General features: G+C 52.2%; 19 protein-coding genes. 8 read left to right on the top strand and 11 right to left on the bottom strand.

Going from position 1 to position 19,476, the window contains the following annotated elements:
• Positions 1-148: 148 nt before the first annotated feature.
• From DACE_RS14360 to DACE_RS14325, 8 genes are all read right to left on the bottom strand, one after another.
• The gene (locus DACE_RS14360; RefSeq protein ID WP_006002394.1) at positions 149-1,054 is read right to left on the bottom strand and encodes a sensor domain-containing diguanylate cyclase; all 906 of its coding nucleotides are present in this window, start codon (positions 1,052-1,054) and stop codon (positions 149-151) included.
• Positions 1,051-1,704 (bottom strand): chemotaxis protein CheC, encoded by a 654-nt coding sequence (locus tag DACE_RS14355; RefSeq protein WP_006002392.1) that lies wholly within the window; start codon positions 1,702-1,704, stop codon positions 1,051-1,053. Before DACE_RS14355 ends, DACE_RS14360 begins: the two co-directional genes overlap by 4 nt.
• A 12-nt stretch (positions 1,705-1,716) precedes the next feature.
• The gene (locus DACE_RS14350; RefSeq protein ID WP_006002390.1) at positions 1,717-2,091 is read right to left on the bottom strand and encodes a response regulator; all 375 of its coding nucleotides are present in this window, start codon (positions 2,089-2,091) and stop codon (positions 1,717-1,719) included.
• 218 nt (positions 2,092-2,309) lie between these two features.
• Positions 2,310-3,464 carry a hypothetical protein gene (locus DACE_RS14345; RefSeq protein ID WP_006002387.1) on the bottom strand — a complete coding sequence of 385 codons (1,155 nt, stop codon included), beginning with the start codon at positions 3,462-3,464 and terminating at the stop codon, positions 2,310-2,312.
• A complete protein-coding gene (locus DACE_RS14340; RefSeq protein WP_006002385.1) occupies positions 3,464-4,153 on the bottom strand; it encodes an ABC transporter ATP-binding protein in 690 nt (229 codons plus the stop codon). Before DACE_RS14340 ends, DACE_RS14345 begins: the two co-directional genes overlap by 1 nt.
• Positions 4,154-4,675: 522 nt before the next feature.
• The gene (locus DACE_RS14335; protein ID WP_006002383.1) at positions 4,676-5,908 is read right to left on the bottom strand and encodes an ABC transporter permease; all 1,233 of its coding nucleotides are present in this window, start codon (positions 5,906-5,908) and stop codon (positions 4,676-4,678) included.
• On the bottom strand, positions 5,909-7,132 hold the full coding sequence (locus DACE_RS14330) for an ABC transporter permease (RefSeq protein WP_006002381.1): 1,224 nt from the start codon (positions 7,130-7,132) through the stop codon (positions 5,909-5,911).
• Positions 7,133-7,134: 2 nt separating this feature from the next.
• Complete coding sequence (locus tag DACE_RS14325) at positions 7,135-7,914, bottom strand: outer membrane lipoprotein-sorting protein (protein ID WP_155809153.1); 780 nt, start codon at positions 7,912-7,914, stop codon at positions 7,135-7,137.
• A 129-nt stretch (positions 7,915-8,043) separates the two neighbouring features.
• Between DACE_RS14325 and DACE_RS14320 the strand changes: the two genes are divergently transcribed.
• From DACE_RS14320 to DACE_RS14285, 8 genes are all read left to right on the top strand, one after another.
• Entirely contained in the window at positions 8,044-9,702 is a 1,659-nt protein-coding gene (locus DACE_RS14320) for a DUF6178 family protein (protein ID WP_006002378.1), read from the top strand.
• Between the two features lie 208 nt (positions 9,703-9,910).
• The gene (locus tag DACE_RS14315; protein WP_006002376.1) at positions 9,911-10,279 is read left to right on the top strand and encodes a BrnT family toxin; all 369 of its coding nucleotides are present in this window, start codon (positions 9,911-9,913) and stop codon (positions 10,277-10,279) included.
• An 87-nt stretch (positions 10,280-10,366) separates the two neighbouring features.
• Positions 10,367-10,933, top strand: coding sequence for a hypothetical protein (locus tag DACE_RS17580; protein WP_050770039.1), 567 nt, complete (start codon positions 10,367-10,369; stop codon positions 10,931-10,933).
• 152 nt (positions 10,934-11,085) lie between these two features.
• On the top strand, positions 11,086-12,105 hold the full coding sequence (locus DACE_RS14305; protein WP_006002374.1) for an NAD-dependent epimerase/dehydratase family protein: 1,020 nt from the start codon (positions 11,086-11,088) through the stop codon (positions 12,103-12,105).
• On the top strand, positions 12,102-13,361 hold the full coding sequence (locus tag DACE_RS14300; RefSeq protein ID WP_238326429.1) for a hypothetical protein: 1,260 nt from the start codon (positions 12,102-12,104) through the stop codon (positions 13,359-13,361). Before DACE_RS14305 ends, DACE_RS14300 begins: the two co-directional genes overlap by 4 nt.
• A gap of 353 nt (positions 13,362-13,714) precedes the next feature.
• A complete protein-coding gene (locus DACE_RS14295) occupies positions 13,715-14,572 on the top strand; it encodes a DUF3800 domain-containing protein (protein ID WP_155809152.1) in 858 nt (285 codons plus the stop codon).
• Positions 14,573-14,640: 68 nt separating this feature from the next.
• A complete protein-coding gene (locus DACE_RS14290; RefSeq protein WP_050770038.1) occupies positions 14,641-14,952 on the top strand; it encodes a hypothetical protein in 312 nt (103 codons plus the stop codon).
• A gap of 364 nt (positions 14,953-15,316) precedes the next feature.
• Positions 15,317-16,564, top strand: a complete 1,248-nt coding sequence (locus DACE_RS14285) for an MFS transporter (protein ID WP_006002369.1) — start codon at positions 15,317-15,319, stop codon at positions 16,562-16,564.
• Between the two features lie 120 nt (positions 16,565-16,684).
• Here the strand turns inward: DACE_RS14285 and DACE_RS14280 are convergent, their stop codons facing one another.
• From DACE_RS14280 to DACE_RS14270, 3 genes are all read right to left on the bottom strand, one after another.
• A complete protein-coding gene (locus tag DACE_RS14280; protein WP_006002367.1) occupies positions 16,685-17,440 on the bottom strand; it encodes an IclR family transcriptional regulator in 756 nt (251 codons plus the stop codon).
• Between the two features lie 310 nt (positions 17,441-17,750).
• Positions 17,751-18,980, bottom strand: a complete 1,230-nt coding sequence (locus DACE_RS14275; RefSeq protein ID WP_006002365.1) for an L-lactate MFS transporter — start codon at positions 18,978-18,980, stop codon at positions 17,751-17,753.
• A gap of 118 nt (positions 18,981-19,098) precedes the next feature.
• Positions 19,099-19,434, bottom strand: a complete 336-nt coding sequence (locus tag DACE_RS14270) for a 4Fe-4S dicluster domain-containing protein (protein WP_006002363.1) — start codon at positions 19,432-19,434, stop codon at positions 19,099-19,101.
• Between the last annotated feature and the right edge of the window lie 42 nt (positions 19,435-19,476).

The following is a 19,476-nucleotide window of genomic DNA, read 5'->3' as shown; positions in this document are numbered from 1 at the left end:
TCATTCTCCTTGTTTGATTATTGTCAGTGATAACGTTATTGCTTCGTTTTAATTGTTGAGACGTTTGTAGTTCTATCAAATGTAACCAAATTGGTCAACAATGAAATTGAAAAAAGTTTTCAACACGCAACGACGTTGAGGCAAGGAATCAGGAAAAGGTATCGATTACGGTGTTCCGGCCACTTTGTTTGGCCATATAGAGGGCGCTGTCTGCTTTACGCAGCAGGCTTTCAACATCAATGTCTGTTTCATCAAAACCGGCAACCCCGATGCTGATGGTGACGTTGAAGGTGATGTCTTTAAACTGGAACGGGCTGTTGCAGATTTGTTGGCGGAGCAATTCCGCGACTTTGATTGCTTTGTCCGGAGCGGTTTCCGTCAGTAAGCAGCAGAATTCATCGCCACCATAACGGATGAGAAAATCGGTTTGGCGTATTTTTGCCGAAATGCGTTGGGTGATCTCTTTTAACGCAAAGTCGCCGCATTGATGGCCGTAGTTGTCATTGACGTTCTTAAACAGGTCGACATCAATCATCAACAAGCTGAGGTTGTGTTTGAAGCGCTGACAGCGGACCACCTCTTTTTCAAGCTGTGATTCCATAAAATTGCGATTATAGACCCCGGTGAGTGGGTCTGTCTGGTTCATGCGCACCAGTTTTTTCTGGTAGGAGACAACTTCACTGACGTCCTGGACCGAGAGGTATAAAAATTCAACCTGACCCTCGGCATTGCGCAATGGCCCCATGGAACAGCTTTGCTGCATATAGTCGAATTCTTCAGCCAGAGAACCGGCGGGTGTCATCGGAAACAGGTATTTGTGCAGTTTTTGTGAAAAAAAACAAAAATGGCCAAACGCCAGAACGGAACGGCAGTTTCGCTGAAAGTGGGGACGGTCAAGTGCCGGGAAAAATTCGAAAAGATTTTTGCCGACGATCTCTTCCTTGTCAATCTGGCTGTGAAGGGCCATCCAGCGGTTCCAGTGGCGCACCGTCATCTCTTTGTCGAGGACAACCAGACCGGTATTGATGGTTTCAAAAATCTGCGAAAAAATCACCCGAACGACTCCAAAAAGGCCAGCAGAGCTTTTTTCAACCAGTCAATGGATTTCTGGTTGGTGATGAGGAACAGATAGCCTTCGACATTCTGTTGTTCAAAACGGAACACGGTGCGGATAGAAATGACAAAGCTTTCGGCGGCAACCGGCGACTGGCTGCAGTCATCGAGGCACAGATCTTTGGCCATTAACCGTGGCGGATCATACGTAACGACATCATCAAGCAGTTCGGCGATTTTGCCGATGCAGGCACCAATCAGAATATTGCCCACCTCGATCAGGGTCTCCTGTTCCAGGGTATCCATGTCGACATCGTTATCGTTCTGGATGTAGTCCTCGTCCGAATTGAACAGGGTCAGCAGATCTTTTTCTGCACCCGTGGGAAAAATAAGCAGAGCTTGGCCGGCAAATTTGCCGAGAAAGCCTTGTTCGATAATGTTAACCGTGCCGTTGGATTGCAGCTCATCGCACAGGTATTCAGGAAGGTTGCTGCCTTTAAGGACCTGAATGTCCGGCACGCTGAGAATGACAAAGATATCAATGACTTCGGCCAGCTCAGCTGAAGCCTGACCAAAGGCGATATTCATGACTTCCTGAAGAATATCTTTTTCATCCTGCGCAAAAATGTCATCGAGGTTTTCCGTAGTCATGCGGATTCTCCTTTACGATGGCAGAGCGGATTCGGCAAGATCCAGCGCCTCTTGCAGCGCCGACTTAGAGGGGGGCTTTTTGATCGTATGAAGCGCCCCCAGAGTCGCGACCCGACTCAGTACTTTTTCCTGAATGTCCGCTGTCGCAACAATGACCACAGCCTGTGGATATTTCTGCTTGATCTCCGCAAGCGCCTGAAATCCGTCCATAACGGGCATGGTGAGATCCATAAACGTTACATCCGGTTTATGCGCTTCATATTGGGAGATTCCCTCCTGACCATTGGCCGCTTCGTAGATGGTTAAACCATGATCCGCCGGAAGGCATTTCTTCATGATCATGCGGGCAACAGGGGAATCATCGACGATCAGAATGGATTTAAGCATGATTCGGTATCCGTGTCATTTCGGGTCTAGGGGGGCGGGGGCAAGGTTGTTCTGTGTCGTGCGCGCAGAACAAGAGCCGACCCTGTTTTAATCTGGCTAAACTATATCATGTGACGGGAGGCATTGACGAGCCTTTTTATAGCGGAATTGAATGTTCAATCCACTGGAGCCGTTGGCCATTGCAGTAGGGGCATTGTCGGTTGATGGCGTTGTTGATCTTAGAAATAATAGCTCAAAAATACGGAGGCCTGATCACCCTGATCGCCAAACTCACTCGCGGGCTGTGACACGCTACCGCGATGGCCTGCAAGCCAGGCATAATGCATGTCCAGACTCAAATTGTCAGACAGCGACACGTTCAGTCCCGGACGGATCATGACGGAGTGATCCTCAAGGTTGAGCAGGCCAAACAGTTCAGCGGTGACTAAAGGATGAAGTTCGGCGGACAAGGCGCTGATCAGATAATGGCGACCACTCAGGTAGGCGCGCTGTTCCTGATAAAATGCACTGGCGAGAATCGCAGTGGCATCTTCAGGCTTATCACTGCCACAGCCGTTAAACAGATAATCGACGGTCAGGTAAACATCGTCAAACAGGCGGGCATCGCATTCAACAGCGGCGATGGTAAATTCATCGTGAGGGTCATCACCATCTCGATGTGGCTTGCGGCCATAGGTGGTGGCTTCCAGTTTAAGGCCAATGCCAGACCACTGCCCGGCAATACCTGCCCCCATCATTGGTCGTCCGGCCAGCTCGCCACCGAGAAGAAGCAGATCTCCCCAGTCAAGCAGGGCTTCAAAGGCGACCAAGGTGCTGTTGTCGGCATTGTCCTGTCCCCAGATGTGAATGGCCTGTAGCTGACTGGCCGCCGAGAGGTTGATATTCCAGCGTAGGGCGTCAATGCCGGGGCGTACGTCGGTGATCAGAGCATCAGGAGCGAACGGGGCGATAATATCGAGCGGAGAATAGAGAACAATGCGACCAAAACCAATGGCCTGACGGCCCACGGTGAGTTGATGGCGGTCGATGGTGGCGTGGATCGCCAAACGGTCAATTTCGCCTCGGCTGGTGGAATGATCGTTTTCACCGGTGACTTTCGTCAGGTCGATACGTTGATTGGGGCGAACTGTTTGCCAGGCTGATGGATGTTGACGATACCAGCTTGTTGCTGTTGCCCCCCATTCAAATGATGACGATGATGTCAGGGACCGTTTGTCGTGAACGCGCAGTTCTGCCGCGCTACTCCATTGGCTGGGGTAAAAGAGGGTGGTGTCCTGCCAGGTGCTTATCAGACGGGTATGGCCTTGAATCGCTTCGGCAGGTGATAGCGGCATGAGACCTAATAAAATGGTAATCAGGACGCAAAGACGCATCAGGCCATCCTTCGGGTGTCATTGCGTAATTGGCCGTCGTGGAGCTCAATGACCCGATCTGCTTTATTGATAACAAGAGGATCGTGGGAGCTGAACACAAACGTGGTTCCCTGTTCCTGATTGAGTTGGTGCATCATTTCCAGCAGATGCTCACTCGTGGCTGAATCCAGATTGGCTGTCGGTTCGTCAGCGAGAATGACGGCAGGAGAGCTGGCCATGGCTCGGGCGACGGCCACCCGTTGTTGCTGGCCACCGGACAGGTCAGACGGTTTACGCTTTTCAAGTCCCTCAAGTCCCAGGGTGGCGAACAGTTCGTGAACGCGTTGGCGGCGTTGTTCGACCGGAATCTTGAGCAGCATCAGGGCAAAGGCGGCGTTTTCTTCAGCGGTGAGCACCGGGATCAGGTTGTAGGCCTGGAAGATAAAGCCGATGTTGTGTAGACGGAAATCGGCCAGTTCGCGAACCGAGCGTGAGCTGGTTTCCTCACCGTCAAGGCAGATGGTGCCGGAGGTGGGTTCATCGAGGCAACCGATCAGATTGAGCAGGGTGGTCTTGCCGCTGCCGGAGGGTCCGGCCAGCACGCAGAACTCGCCGGCTTCGATGGTCAGATCGACATGGTCGACGGCTTTGATCTGTTGCTCACCGCTTTGGTAGGTTTTGCACAGTTGGCTTAGTTCGATCAGGGCCATGGTATTTCTCCCGTCCGCTGTTTGTAGGTATTATCTTGTTAATCGCAGGCTGTTCAGCTTTACTGCCCGTGGGGTGGGCAAAGCCCACTCCCTCTTTGTCGTGGTGCCAGCACAACTTGGTTAATCAAGATCACGACTGTTATCACCGTCAATGCCATCGCTGATGAGGCGCACGATTCGTTGACCTAAAGGGCGACGAGCCGAATTCGTGAAGCATGGCGGAAGACGACTCATTTTATCTAAGTCAAGAAATCACTGTGAAGCCCTAGCTGGCTTTTGCATCCTTTTGGGCGGCTTGCCAAAAGGATGTCGCCTGCCGGGGCGAAACCCGGCGATCTTGATCTTTGGTCTGGCTCTTCTATGGTTCATTGTGTTGAACCAACGGCTCTGGCGAATCTCCTCTGTTCGCGTAGGTGGTGCCCACATGACGCGGGCTCCAGCTCCTTGCGTTCGGCGCTGCAGTACGGGAGGGCTTGGGTAATTGCCCGAGCAGTGATTTTCTCTCCATCAGTTCACTTGTCTCTAGTGATGCCGGATCGCATCTACTACTGTCAGCCGCGTGGCCTTCCACGCTGGATACAGTGCCGCGATCAGGCATAATAGGATAATATACAGGGCGGTTTGCGTCATCCATAAAGGGTCCCAGGCCGCGCGCATGATCGGATCGAACACCACGCCGCCAAATTCCATGTCTTCCGACATGAAGTCACGTAAATCAATGCCGACGATAACCAGATACCAGGTCAACAGACTGCCGCAACAGGTGCCGATGATGGCGGACAGGATGCCGAGCAACGAGGCTTCGCAGGCCACCAACTGTACCAGCCGTCCGCGTCCGGCACCTACCGCCAGCATGATGCCAAATTCGTGAATTCGTTCCATGACCGACATCAACAGCGTGTTGACGATGCCGATGGTGACGATCACCATCATGATCACCAGAATCACATTCTGGCTGGCATAGTCGAGACGGATGGCGTCGGCCAGATTGGGCATGGCCACCTGCCAGGGGACAACTTCCAATTGCGGCTGATCGCGCAGTTGCTCGGTTAGTGTTGCCACTGTGTCGTTGATGGTGTCGTCCTGCTCAACGAGCAGAGCCAGCTCGTGGATGTGGCCGGGTCGACCGAGCAGTTTCTGCGCCATGGTCAGATTGATCATGATCAGGCCGCTGTCCACCTCGTTGACCCCGGTGTGCAGTACGCCGCGAATGCGCAGCAGTTCACTGACCATCTCGCCCTCGGCGTTCTGTAAGGTCACCACCAGCTTTTGTCCCGGCCGCAGCTTCAATTCGCGGCACAGCTTTTCTCCGACCAGAGCGTCGCGCCGTTCGTCCGTTCGCAGGTATTCGTCTGCAGGTAATTTCTTGAGATACGGGTTGAAGGTACTCTCTGTGGCCATATCGATGCCGGTCAGGGCGACGGCGCGGCTGTCATAGCTCGACTGGGCCAGGGCGCTCAGGTAGATGCGCGGCGCACTTTGCAATGCGGGGATGGTGTCATGGACCATCTGTTCCACAGGTTGGCGGGCAAAACTGAGTGATTCGCTGCGATCCTGACGATATTGGGTGTGGTAGACGGTCAAATGACCAGAGCCGGAGCGCACGCCGCTGTAGATCATCTGCTGATAACTGCCGATGGCCAGATTATGCATCGCCTGGGTCAGCATCAGGGTCAGGCTGACCGCCGCCAGGGTGATCAGGGTGCGGCGGCGGTTGTGCCACAGGTTGCGCCAGGCGAACAACAGAGCGTCCATCTACAACCTCCTTAACACATCAACGGGTTGCAGACGCGAGGCACGGCGCGCCGGAAGGTAACTGGCCGCAATGCTGACCAACAACAGGCACAACGACGGGATCAGATAATTGTTCCAGTCATGCACCGCATGCAGACGCGGCGGGATGGTGCCACCGGCATAGGTGACGGCACTGAGCTGATTGCTGAGGTCAATGCCGTAACGGCTCATCCACCAGGTCAACACGCCGCCGAGCAACAAGGCACCGACCAGAGCCAAGGCCCCAAGCAGCAGGCTTTCCAATACCACCAGCCAGCGCAAACGGCGCGGCGGCATCCCCAGCGCCAGCAACACGCCGAACTCGGTAGCACGCTCCAGCACCGCCATATAGAAGGTGTTGAGCACGCCGAGGGCGGCGGCGCTGTAGAGAATGGCGACAAAGATCAGGCGGCTGATGTCGTAGGAGGCAATCACCTCCTGCATTTGTGGTAAGCGCTTGCCCCAGTCGAGCACCTCCTCCGTGTCGCCCAATTGTTGTTGCAGGGTGGCGGCCAGCGTGGCCGCCCGTAGCGGCTGTTGGCAGCGCAACACAATCTCATGCACTTTGCCCGGCAATGCCATGGTGTTCTGCAGCCAGTGCAGATCCACCAGGGCCAGCCGCGTGTTGAGCATCTGGTCACCGCTGTCGAAAATGCCACTGACCGTAAGCAGGGCATTGGCAATGGAGCCGTCCGCAGCCTGGGAGACCAGCACCAGTTCATCACCGACAGTCACGCCGAGTCGGCGGGCCAGGGCGCTGCCGATTACGCCTTGACCGGCAGCGCTATTGGTCGGGAATGTCCCGGCGATGAGCTTTTGATTCAAGGTGGTGACCTGCGGTTCCTGAGCAAAATCGACGCCGAGCAGTTCGGCGGGCCGACTCTGGTCACGGCCACTGAGCAGGCCGAAAGCACGCAGTCGCTCAGACAGCCCGGTGATTCCGCGAGTGTGCTGCAGTTTGTCGAGTAGGGCGGGCGCGGGACTGAAATTGAGATACAGATCGTGTTCTTGCTGGTAGTCGGGGCGGCTGATGGTGATGTGACCGGTGTAGTTATCGGTGGCTGACGACAGCATATCGGCAAACATGCCGGAGAAAATCCCCAGCGACAAAATCAGCATGGCCGCCGAAATGACCAGCGAACTCAGGGTAAGCAGGGTGCGGCGCCGGTTGCGGCCGAGGTTGAGAAACGCCAGTTTGATCAGCATGGCTAGCGCTTTTTCAGGTTGCGCAGAGAGAAGTACTCGGGCGTCAGGCCGATGTCGAAAGCGATCTCTTCATAGATCAATTCGGTGGATTCGCCGGGTTTGTCCACCGGCTCGACGCGCATGCGCATGGGGATGGTGCGATCACCGATCTGCTCGATGCGGTCAAAGTACAGATGGCGCACCAGCTTCAGGTCTTCATCAAAATAGTCGATCTGCGCCGGGGTCATGGTCGGGCGGTCAATGGTGTAGACCAGCTTGCCCCACACCGTGACAGTATCGGGTTTGGGCAGACAGTCGATGACGATCTCCACCTCATCAGCCCGCACCAGCGAGAACTCGTACTCCTTGTCCACCTGACTCGATTTGACCAGATCATCATTGGTGATGTGGCTGCCCATCCACGAACCGCCCATCATTGACGACGGAATCTTGATGGTGCGGTCCACCTTGGGCAGGTAGTTCCAGACGTCACGGTCAATCTTCAGCGTGGCAACGCCGCGTTCTTTGGCCGGTGCCTCAATGCGGGTGAGAAACCGCTCGCGCTGCCACGACCACATCTCCATGGTCAGGGTGCGTTGCCAGTGCTCGGTGGCAATCTTCATGATCATGCGGCCATGTGCCGAGTTGCCGTTGTACTGGGTCTCTACTTGGCGCACCAGCGCTTGCAGGTCAGCAGTCGTGAATTCTGTGTCCGTGTGATTTGTGGACCAAGCTTGGATTGTCGGCACCAGCAACCAGAGCAGAACCAGCCCGTAAAATGTTTTGTTCTTGACGCGTCTCATGAATCCAAGTATACCGTGCTGCCGGTCCACGTCCAAAAATAAATCATTTTTCGTGCTGTTCCCTTGACCCACAAATCACGGCGACCTACATTGGGCATAACCGTGAACGACCAACCAACAGGATCTGCTATGGAAGACCAAACCCCTCAATCTCTTGCCACACTGCCCTCCTCGGACCCTTATCTGCAACAAGTTCAGGCCAGCAGTGGCCGGCAGAAATATCAACTGATTCTCAATGCCGAAAACAGTCCCGCGCTGGTACAGAGTTTGCCCGCCCAGGAAGTGTTTTTGCTGGTCAAGGAACTCGGTGCTCTCGATGCCGTGGAACTGATCGGCCTGGCCAGCCCGGAACAGGTGACCCTGTGTGTGGATATGGACTGCTGGGATGGCGATCAGCTTGATGCGGAAAACGCTCTGGTTTGGCTGCATCTGCTGCTGATTCAGGACGAAGAGGAATTTTTACGTCTGATCGACGATTTTGATTTTGAACTGCTGGTGATGATGGTCAAAAAGCAGCTGACCGTGGTCAGTGGCCTGGAATCACTGACCGACGATGACGAAGACCTGCTGGCCAATCGCAAGCGCTTTGACCAGGTGTACGAATGCGACTATCGCAACAGCGATGTCGCCAAACTGATGGAAGCGTTTCAGGATGTGCTGTTTCGCGAGCGCCAGGAGCTGTATCTGCGCTTGATGGAGGCGGTGCGCCACGAGATGGACAGCGCCCTGCAGGAGGATGTGTTTCAGTTGCGCTGCGGTCGTCTCGGAGATCTCGGTTTTGTCGAACGCTTTGAGTCGCGCTCTCTGTACCAAGTGATCGATCCGCAACGCTTTGATCCGCAGCAGCATGTTAAACCGCAGGGTATTTATACGGCGCAAAGCACCGGCGGGGTGGCTCCCGGATTCCTGGTGACCACGGTACAGCCGCACGATCTACTCGCCGATGTCATGGCCGGAGGATTGAATGAAGACCTCGCCCATGAACTGACGTTTCTGCTCAATCGCGCCATGAGTGCCGATGGAGTGAATTACGGTGAACCGAATGATGTGCGCGAAACTATTGAAGATGTTTATCATTACCTCAACCTGGCGCTGGGCTATTTAGCGGGAAGCGACGCGGGAAAAGCCACCGAGCTGTTCCACAGCGTTTATCTGCAGCATCTGTTTCAACTCGGCTACAGCCTGACCGCCTCCCTGCGCCAGCGTGCGCGCACGATTTCTCAAAGTGTGTTGGGGCCGTATCTCGATGGCCCGGATGCCGCCGTGATCACAGCGCTGTGTCAGGAAAAACCGCGCTTCTTCAACGGCCTGATGGATGAAACCCGCGCCGACCAGCGCCCCTTTGCCACCATGGCCGAGGTCACACTGGTGGATGAGGAACTGCAGTGCATCGACATGTTGCAGGCCGTGTTTGGCGAACAGGGCCTGTTGCCGCTCGGCGCTCCGGAGGATATCGACCTCGACGGCTGCGTGCCCGATCTGGGCAGCGAGCTGACCCTGTCGGAAATTTTCCTCACCGCACTGGCCCAGCGTATCATGGGCCGCGATTTTGCCTTCCGCCCGTTTCCGATTCAGGAGCTTAGCCAGTTGCATGCTACGTTAACACGCAGTGACGAAGCCATGACTGCATTGCGCGATGAAACAAGTCGCTGGCTTGAATCCCAAGCTCCAGGCACCACGCCGTTTGTCCACTACTGTCTGGCCATCTGGGAAAGTGAGCTGTGTGAGCTGGAGGCGGATGATCTGGTGCCGGAATATGTCGGTGGATTGGTGCTGCGCGTAGAATAGTGAAGCACTATCCATTTTATGTTCTGGGCTGCTGAACGGGCTGGGTTGCAAAGACTCTGATGCCGAGTATAGTGTTTCGCACCCTTTCCATGATTCACACCAGTGTTCATAGTCGCGACTGGCCACCCAGAAATTTAGCGAACTGAGAGGCTCTTTTCAGGTCGAACTCTTTGCCGTATGTGTATAAAGTCATTGTTAGGCATAAAAAATGAGTAATTTTCTGTGGGAAGAGCATGATTTCAGAGTAATCATTGGTTCAACCACGATTGATTTTGATCCTGAAAAAGAAGAAAAAAATAGAAAAACACATAAATATTCGTTATTGAGCGCAGTCTATTTTCTTGAAAGGGTCATTCTTCCAGTCCCGCAACCACCCTACATTTCAAGGGTTGCGCTGAGTAATAAAGACGAAATCAGGCATGAGCATATGACCGTTGACAGTGAAGGGAATGTTGTCTTTTTCGTCTCCACAATGCGTGAAAAAGAAACAGTTCGAGTCATCTCGTTAAGAAGAGCATCATCTGAAGAAAGAAAAGTATTTAAGTATTTTACGGGATTTGAAGAGAAAAAGGCCTAGCCCGTCGTTGCAGCGGACTGCCAGGAGCGAGCTCCTGATTCCCTCGCTACGCTCGACATCCACTGAACTCCAACGTTATATTTCAAAATGAAAACTGAACTGATTACTGAAAACTATATACTTCACAAAGAAGTAGTTGAGCAGCAAATTGACGTCCTCTATGCATTTACCCGATCCCTAGCCTACTACCGATCAATCCACCAAGATTTAGAGAAGCTAGAGGAGAATTACGATTTTTTTTGCCACACAATGAACGCCCACATATTGAAAGCAATAACCCTTTGGTGCATGGTTTTTGGGCCGGACAAAAATGAAATTCAATGGAAAAAAACCTGCCTTACAGGAAAAGACAAATTTGAAAAAGAAATAAGAAACTTAATTTGTGAATCGACTAATTTTAGATCTGAGGAGTGGGCCGAGTATCACGAAGAAATGAGACTTTTTAGAAATAAATACGTAGCGCATAGGGACCCAAAATTCAGGGCACCTGTGCCGCACTTGGAAAATGCATTCAAAATAGCAACTGCATTTTTCGAATGGATTAAAAAGCAGCTATGGCCTTCTTACGGCGAACCAGAACCTTTAAATGTTCTTTATCCAAAGTTTGAGACAGAGGCTATTCTCGCTTACAGGGCGTTGTTCAAAGAAATATAATAAACTCATCAACCGGGGAGATTAGGGACATTCTATTTGACCCCGGTCAATAAAAAAATATTTCTCAAGTAAGTCAATTGGTTAAAATTTAAGCCTGTTTTTTGTCCAACCCAGTTCACGGCTACAGAACCGAACAATCCATCTAATATGGTATGCCTCAATTGAACGAAAAACGAATTTTCATTACCGGTATCGCAGGCTTTTTAGGAAGTCATATTGCGGAACGCTGTCTGGCCGAAGGCTACAGCGTTGCGGGATGTGATAACCTGATCGGTGGTTATCTGGACAATGTCCCGCACGGCGCTGCGTTTCATCAAATCGACTGCAACGATTTTGCCTCGCTGGCCCCTCTGCTCAAAGATGTCGAGGTCGTCTACCATTGCGCCGCTACAGCTTATGAAGGCCTCTCCGTTTTCAGCCCGCATCTGGTCACTAGCAATGTCGTCACCGCTACCACAGGCGTTGTTTCCGCAGCAGCAGCCGGGGGCGTGAGGCGCTTCGTGCTCTGTTCGTCTATGGCTCGGTACGGCACCAATCAGGTTCCGTTTACCGAGGATATGATCCCGGCTCCTCAAGACCCTTACGGCATCGCGAAATGGAGCGCGGAACGGCTGCTGGCCAATATTGCCGAAACGCACGGTATGGAATGGGTGGTGGCGGTTCCGCACAATATTATCGGGCCTCGGCAGCGCTACGACGATCCTTATCGCAACGTGGCGGCCATTTTCATCAACCTGATGTTGCAGGGGCGGCAACCCTATATCTACGGCGGGGGCCATCAAAAGCGTTGTTTCAGTTATGTCTCCGATGTGGTCGATCCGCTGCTGCGGATGGCCACAGACGACCGCTGTGTCGCAGAGGTGATCAATATCGGCCCCGACGATGAGTTTGTCACCATCAACGAGCTCGCCGCCATGATCGCCCGGTTGCTCGATTTTGATCTGCAGCCGAACCGGATCGATGGACGCCCTCAGGAGGTTTTGTTTGCCAACTGCAGCGCCGACAAAGCCCGGCGACTGCTCGATTACCAGCCCAAGGTGAAACTGGAAGAGGGCTTGGCCGTGATGATCGACTGGATCAAATCGCGCGGACCGCGTCCCTTTTTACATAATGTGGAGCTGGAAATAGACGGGCCGCTCGCGCCGAAAACCTGGTCGAAGAAAATCCTGTGAATAATGAAATTGATAGCGGCGGGCCGACACAAGAGGCCGCCAGCCTTTGGGAGAGAGCTACGGCATTGCAGGGGAAACTGCATCTGCCCGGCGTGCGCGATGACTATCGATCCCGGTTGGAGCAGATTGTTCTGCTCGGCACCAGGGCGATGGAGAACGGGATAGAAGAGCAGGAAATTGCCTCACTCCAATGGATTTTGCTCCAAGCTCACACGGCCAGAGCAGAGGATGCGCGCTATGGTGCCGGTCAGCTCTCACGCGGGTCGCAGCGGGCGCCCACCTTGGCTGATTGCGAAGACGGCTGGCAGCGCGTCGAGCAGATCGTGTGCACGGCAGAAGAGGCGGCATCGGCAGCCGCAGAGCTTGCCCGGCAACTTGATACGGCCAAAGCCCAAGCGCTTGCGGATAAAGCGCAAGTCGCCGCAACAGAGGCCAGGGCAATCGTCACAGAGCGCAACCGTGCCTACACTTTTCATGCTGATCCCGGCTTTTCCTTTGGCGAAGGCTGGTATCTGGCTGCCGCAGCACTCTTAGCTGGTGTCCTCATCCAGATCAGACCCGGCGCTGCCCAGGAAGTGCAAGCCAAACGATTCCTTCTCGATGCCGGATTGAAAGACTCTCTCCGTCCCTATCGGTCTCGTCCCGCAAGCCCCAAGCATCTGACACATATCATCGCTCAGGCTTTTCACGCCGATGCGGCAGGAGCGCAGCGCACCCTTCGCGTAGCTTTCCTAGGCGACGAATCACCAGCGGATTCCTTAACCTCATGGATCGATCATCGTGTGGGAGGGCAGCCAGGCCGCAAGGTGTTGCTTTGGGTTCGAACGGGTGATCACGATGCCGAGCGCAATACCTGTTTCGATGAATTGCGTCAGCTTGCTGAGCTGGTAGTGAAGGCCGGGCTCACTCCAATATTTTTTGGCGATGCTGTTCCTCGGGAGCTTGTTCCGCCAAGCGCGATCAACCTGACCCTGTGTTGGAAAGAGCCGCTCTTTCAAGGACCGGACATGCGCCGAGCGCAATTGCAACTATTTGAAGGATTGAGATGCCGCCATGGCCTGCTCGGCCAGATCGGTGTTACCACGGCCGGCATGGATGGCCCGGCACTGATGGGATTGCCCACCCTTTATCTCACCCAGGAACCCAATGTCCGACTCGGCCAGTGGGTGGGAGCTGTACCGGGATATCAGGAAGTCGTGAGGGAGCCGGGTTGTTTCGACGTCATTTGTGACACTTTGTATCAGTGGCAGCAGTGATCAGATAGCTTAATCAGTGAAGTTGGGACCCTCGGGGCAGGTCTTAAATTTCACACACCATGACGATTAACATCAATCGCCTCACTCTCTTACTAATCGTTGAATTCTTCTAAAAGCGCTTTCGGCAGCTTGATCATACGTAATATCTTTATTCTCGTTTATCTCTTTTTTACTGTAATATTCATAAGGCAATCTTCAAGTTTTATTCTTGACTTTACGCATACCTACGTGATTTTTTTAGGAGGTCATGGTCAGAGTTGTCTTATTGGGGGGCTGTGGTCAACGGCACCTCAAATGAGATATGAAGAAACGAACTAATAACTTGTTAGTTGCTCACACAAGGAAAATATCGAGTGCATTTTTTCTATTTAGACGAAAGTGGTGATACTGGCGCTAATTTACAGGATGAACAGCAGCCAATTTTTGTACTTGCTGGACTTAGCGTTGCAGATAAAAAATGGAATAACACTAAAGAGCGCCTTGATCGAATAATTTCTGATTATTTTAACGGTAATGTGCCTCAGGGCTTTGAGGTGCATTCAAATGAGCTTCTATCACCAAATGGCGAAGGCCCTTTTGATGGGCACCCGATTCAGGATAGATTGCAACTTGTTCGAGATTTACTTGGCCTAATTGATGAACTTGGTCATCACGTCCATTTTTTCGCATTAGAGAAAGAGTCTTTGGTGAATGCGGAATGTGCATTTGATACCGTGTATGACAGTAATCACCCATACCTATTGTCCTTTGACTATCTAATTACTTATATGAACTGGCACGTTAAGGAGAATCTCGGTCAGTCGGCTCGCGGTATGATTGTTCTGGACGAAAAAGAAGAGCATCACGAAAGTGTTGAAGCAATCGTTCAAAATAGACGATTTGAAGTCCCAAAGAACCAAAAAGTTAAATGGATAGTAGAGTTTAGCTATCCGATTGATTCAAGAAAAAACCCAATGATCCAACTTTCCGATCTTGTTGCATTGTGTATCCGTAGATTCTTGGAAATTGAAAAAGGCTACAAGCCAAATATGCCAGATATAGTCAGAACATTTTATGCAGAATGTTTCAATACAATCGATAAACGCGTAAAAGGTAGGAGGCTCGTAGAGCGGAACGGAAGGAATCTGAATCATCTCAATGAACATTTGACGAATGTCCAGTGTAAACCTAGAACCCAATGGCGCAGAGCATATGGCATTCAACGCAACTAACAAGGCGCTGCTGTCGGACAAATTTTCCGCTGCGCTCCAAATTTGCCGCAGAGCGCGGCGTTAGGCATATGACTCAACCACTACACATACCCCAGCTTGGCACGACAGATACCGAGTTGTATCGTCGGATTGACGAAGTCGTCCATTACCTTTGGGACCCACTTTGCGTATCAGAATTTCCAGGTGCACGTGATGAGTATTATTCATATCTTCCAAAGATCTTTGAATTGGTGAAGTCTGAAAGAGACGATGAGCTGTTTACCTACCTAAAGCGAATAGCTTATTTAGAAATGGGACTTACCTTTCTGGATGAAGAGAAGACTCGAAACGCGATAGATGTCCTCATGGTTTGGAAAAGTGAATTAGAAGATTATGCCTAAAAAGTGATTGCAGCGAAGCTGCCTGATGGCAGCCTTTTAATGGGTGACCCCTTTGTTCCTTTGTTTTGACCCCTTTGTCTCTTTCTTTGTCTCTTTTTTGGAAGGATCATCTATGAAACTCCTGTCCGTTTCACAGTGGTCGGAGAGTTTGCACTTGGTGGAGCGGTCGCACGCTTACTCATTGGCGCTGTTCTGCCAAGGTCTTCGAGGGTTGTGTTTTTTCCTTTTGCCGTTATAGGTATAGGAACACGTTAGTGTACATCCCTCTAACCATCACATTAAGATCGCTCGTTCTCACTCGCGGGGACTCCGCCACCACGGTGCACCTTATGTGAGCCGTTAGGCTGCGTAGAAAAAAGCTCTCATGACCTCATCACAAACAAATAACCCTGAACCGCTATCTTCGACAAAAGGCGTTGATCGCAAGTTGCCAAGCGGTATTTGGGTGCTCGGATTTGTCTCGCTGTTTATGGATGTATCATCGGAGCTAGTTCACAGCCTCTTGCCGATATTTATGACCACGGTACTCGGCGCATCCATGGTCACAGTAGGGATTATCGAGGGTGTTGCCGAGGGCATCGCTGCGACCACGAAGGTGTTTTCCGGCGCGCTGAGTGATTATTTCAGGAAACGCAAAATTCTCGTTGTGACTGGGTATGCCATTGGGGCCTTGACCAAACCGGTATTTCCACTCGCAACATCCATTGGATGGGTGTTCGGCGCCCGTTTTGTCGATCGCATTGGCAAAGGGATTCGGGGCGCACCCCGCGATGCGCTGATCGCCGATATTGCCCCACCACCGCTTCGAGGTGCGGCCTATGGCCTGCGCCAGGCGCTGGATTCAGTGGGGGCTTTTGTCGGGCCGTTGCTCGCGGTTGTCTTTATGATCTTGTTCGCAAACGACATCAAATCAGTGTTGTGGATCGCTGTGATCCCTGCGTTCATCGCGGTCTTTCTACTGATTGTTGCACTGCGCGAACCTGAGTCCACTGAAAACACCACACATTCGAGAAATCACCTGACCTTGAAGGATGCCAAACGCCTGCCTCTCGGATACTGGTTTGTCGTTATTCTGGGAGCTGTCTTTACTCTTGCCCGCTTCAGTGAGGCGTTTCTTATTCTTCGTGCTCAGGACGTCGGACTTGCTATCGGTTATGTGCCTGCAATTATGATTGTGATGAATATTGTCTACTCCTTATTCTCCTATCCCGCAGGCGTGGCGGCTGACCGACTTTCGGCACGAAAGTTATTAGTGTTCGGACTTGGATTACTCATCGTCGCTGATGTCATATTAGCGATGGCCGTTTCACCGTCGCTCGCCTTCGTTGGTGTGGCGTTCTGGGGACTGCATATGGCATTCACCCAAGGTTTGTTATCGAAACTTGTTGCCGATACAGCACCCTCTGAGCTACTTGGGACGGCCTTCGGTGTGTTTAATCTGGTAAGTGGTGGGGTGTTGCTGCTGGCCAGCGTTATCGCTGGGTCACTATGGAGTATTTACGGAGCCTCGGCCACATTTATTGCCGGAGCATCGTTCGCGGCTCTCGCGGCATTGGGGTTGCTTTTTTATCGACCTATGATTGAGCTACAGGACATAGGGGGGGACGCGTGAGCAAGGCTGCCCAACAATGCGCTCCAGCCGACGCAAAAAACTGCGCGGTTGAGCTTGGGCGTTGGAACTATCAACTAGCTAAAAGCAGACTGGGTCTTTTTTATCTCTTTTCCCTTCAAGTCAGCTTTCAGCAGTGTTGCCCAGAGCAGTACAGAGTTTGTCGGTCGCCAGGTATAGCTTGCGTTGCGCCTCGGCTAAATCCTCTCCCGCCAATCGCGTGGCGGCGGCGGTAATCGATAGACCCGCCACGACAAGACCGCTCTCATCCCGTACCGGCGTTGCAATCGAACGAATATTTTCATCCAGCTCCCGATCATCGACAGCAAGGCCGTTGTTGCGGATCTGGGCAATCATCGCGCGAAACTCAGCCGGATCGGTCACGGTTCTGCGGGTAATGGCTTTAAGTTCGGTCGTCGCCATGTAGCGCTCGAAACTCTCCTCGTCGAGATAGGCCAAAAGGATCTTCCCGAGTGCGGTACAATAGGCTGGCAACTTCGCCTTGACGATAATTTTGACGTTCTCGTCATCCGGGGTGAATCGCTCAAGGGTCAGCATTTCATTATTCTGTAACACCCCAAGGTTGACCGCAGCATTCACCTCAACCTGCAAACGCCGTAAGATCGGCGCGGCAATTTTTGAGATCCCGAAGCGGTTCTTAACCTGCACTCCCAACTCATAAACTTTCAGGCTGGCGCTGTAAAGGCCGGTTTCGTTATCCTGAACGACATAGCCCATTTCCATGAGCGTATTCAGAAATCGGTGAATTGAGCTTTTATTGAAACCGAGCTCACGGCTCAACGTCATCGCCTTAACAGGCCCACCCTGGCATAAGAGTTCCAGAACCTGAAATAATTTAACGGATGACGCCATCGCCATTGCATTCTCCCTGCAACGAAAAAGGGGACTTATTTCCCACATCAAAGTAGATGATAATCTGTCGGCAATCTTGCATTAACCGGCAGACAATTCCAACTGGAAAAATAAAAAAGCCGGGCAGAACCCGGCTCGTATTCTATTTGTGACAGAAAAATAAATGATAATGCTCAGGACACTGCGGGTATTGCCTGGCAGGCTGTTGAAGAACAGACTGCGGAGCCCATGGACGGGCGATCAAAATCAAGGACAGGTTTTCAAGTCCTTGATTTTGTGAGCAAGACGGAAATCGCATTTTCGGCTTGTCAGAGCACTAGTCCGCAAATTTATTGCTTGTACGTTTATCCAGAATCCGGAACGCTGCCGCAAAGATCAAACCAGCAAGGTTGACGCCCAGTGCAATCAGAAATGCATTGTCGTAAACGCCCGTCGCAACCCGCACCTTGGCTGCGGTCAGTGGGCCGGTCAGTGCCGCCATGCTTAAGCCGATAAAAGTGATACCGTAATTGACGCCGAATCGTTTTAGCCCGTAACGTTCGCTGATGATCGTCGGCATGGTCCCCATAAAACCGCCAAAGACCGCCCCGACTCCGATGCCGGAAGCAACAAAGCCGGCAACCGTTCCGGTAAATGTCAGATTAAACAGCGAGAGTGCCGAAACGATGTACATCACCATAATGGTGTTGGAACGGCCAACTTTGTCGGACAATGCACCAAACCCGATCCGCCCAAGGGCGTTGGCCAGAGTAATAATACTGACGAAAAAAGCCGCTTTCATCGGGGTCAGTTTAAACATCAACTGACCGATTGGCGAAGCGTGGGCTAGAATCATCAAGCCGGACATTGTACCGCAGAACATCATCATCAATACCATCCACCAGACGATATCCCGTATCATCCGATGCCAGATAACATCGACAGAACCGCTACTGTTGACACTGACCGCAGGTGGGGTCCAACCGACAGGCTGATATCCGGCCGGGGCTTTTTTTACGATTGCAGTACAGGCGGCGATAATAATGAAAAAGGTTCCGCCGAGGATCTGGAAGGTTTCCAATACCCCGTATTTAATAATCAAAGCGCTGGCAATTGGGGCGACAATCATTGCTCCGCAGCCGTAACCGGCGGCGCAAAGGCCCGATGCCAGTCCACGCTTATCGGGAAAGAATTTGACCGTGTTGCCCAGGTTGGCGCAATAAATGATAGCGCCCCCGGTTCCGGCCAGCACGCTGTAAGTCAGGTAGAGAGAGCTGACTTGCGCTACGGTTCCAGACAGGTACAGGCCGATGGTGAACATCAAACCACCGATGATCATGCCATTGCGGGCCCCCATCTTGTCCTGAATGAAACCACCAACAGTCGATGCGACCGGACTTAACCCATGATTTATGGTAAAGACCAACGCCAGCGCTGGTCCTGCCCAACCGAATTTCTGTCCCAGCGGGTTGGCGAACACACTCCAGGCGTAAAGCGTTCCAATACAGATATTGGATACAATTGCCGCCACCAGAATGGCCCATCGATTGTAATGTTGTGTTGGCATCTTTCTTCTCCTTTGTCATCGTTGAAAAGCAACTCATCATGAATTGCCTCTGGACCAGAGGTCCCCGTCGGCACGTAAGGATGGAAAAACCGCGCCGCAGGGACCTCAGAAGATCTGTTTACGGAAAGAAAATAGCTGTTTTTTCGCCAAGCTCGGCAGCTCTGGCCGCGAGTTCCTCAGCACTGCCATATTCGATACATTGAGCCAGACAATGATGGACACATGACGGCTTTTTCCCTTCCTCCACGCGATCAGCGCAGAGGTTGCACAGCTGGGTCGGAACCGGGATGTAATCCCATTCAAATTTCTCGGGCGTCACTTCCCATGGGCCGTTCTCAAGTAATTTGATCCCCGACTTCCCACGAGGGAGTTTAAGGGCATTTTTACAAGCCACTTCGCAACTGTGACAGCCTGTACAGTATTGGTAATTGATCAGCAATCCGTTTGTTGCCATTTGCGTATGCTCCTTTGCTTTGTTCGTTTTTCCTGCTTACAA

The organism is Desulfuromonas acetoxidans DSM 684, from assembly GCF_000167355.1.
GTDB classification, from domain to species: domain Bacteria; phylum Desulfobacterota; class Desulfuromonadia; order Desulfuromonadales; family Desulfuromonadaceae; genus Desulfuromonas; species Desulfuromonas acetoxidans.
This window is presented reverse-complemented; position numbering and strand designations above follow the sequence as displayed.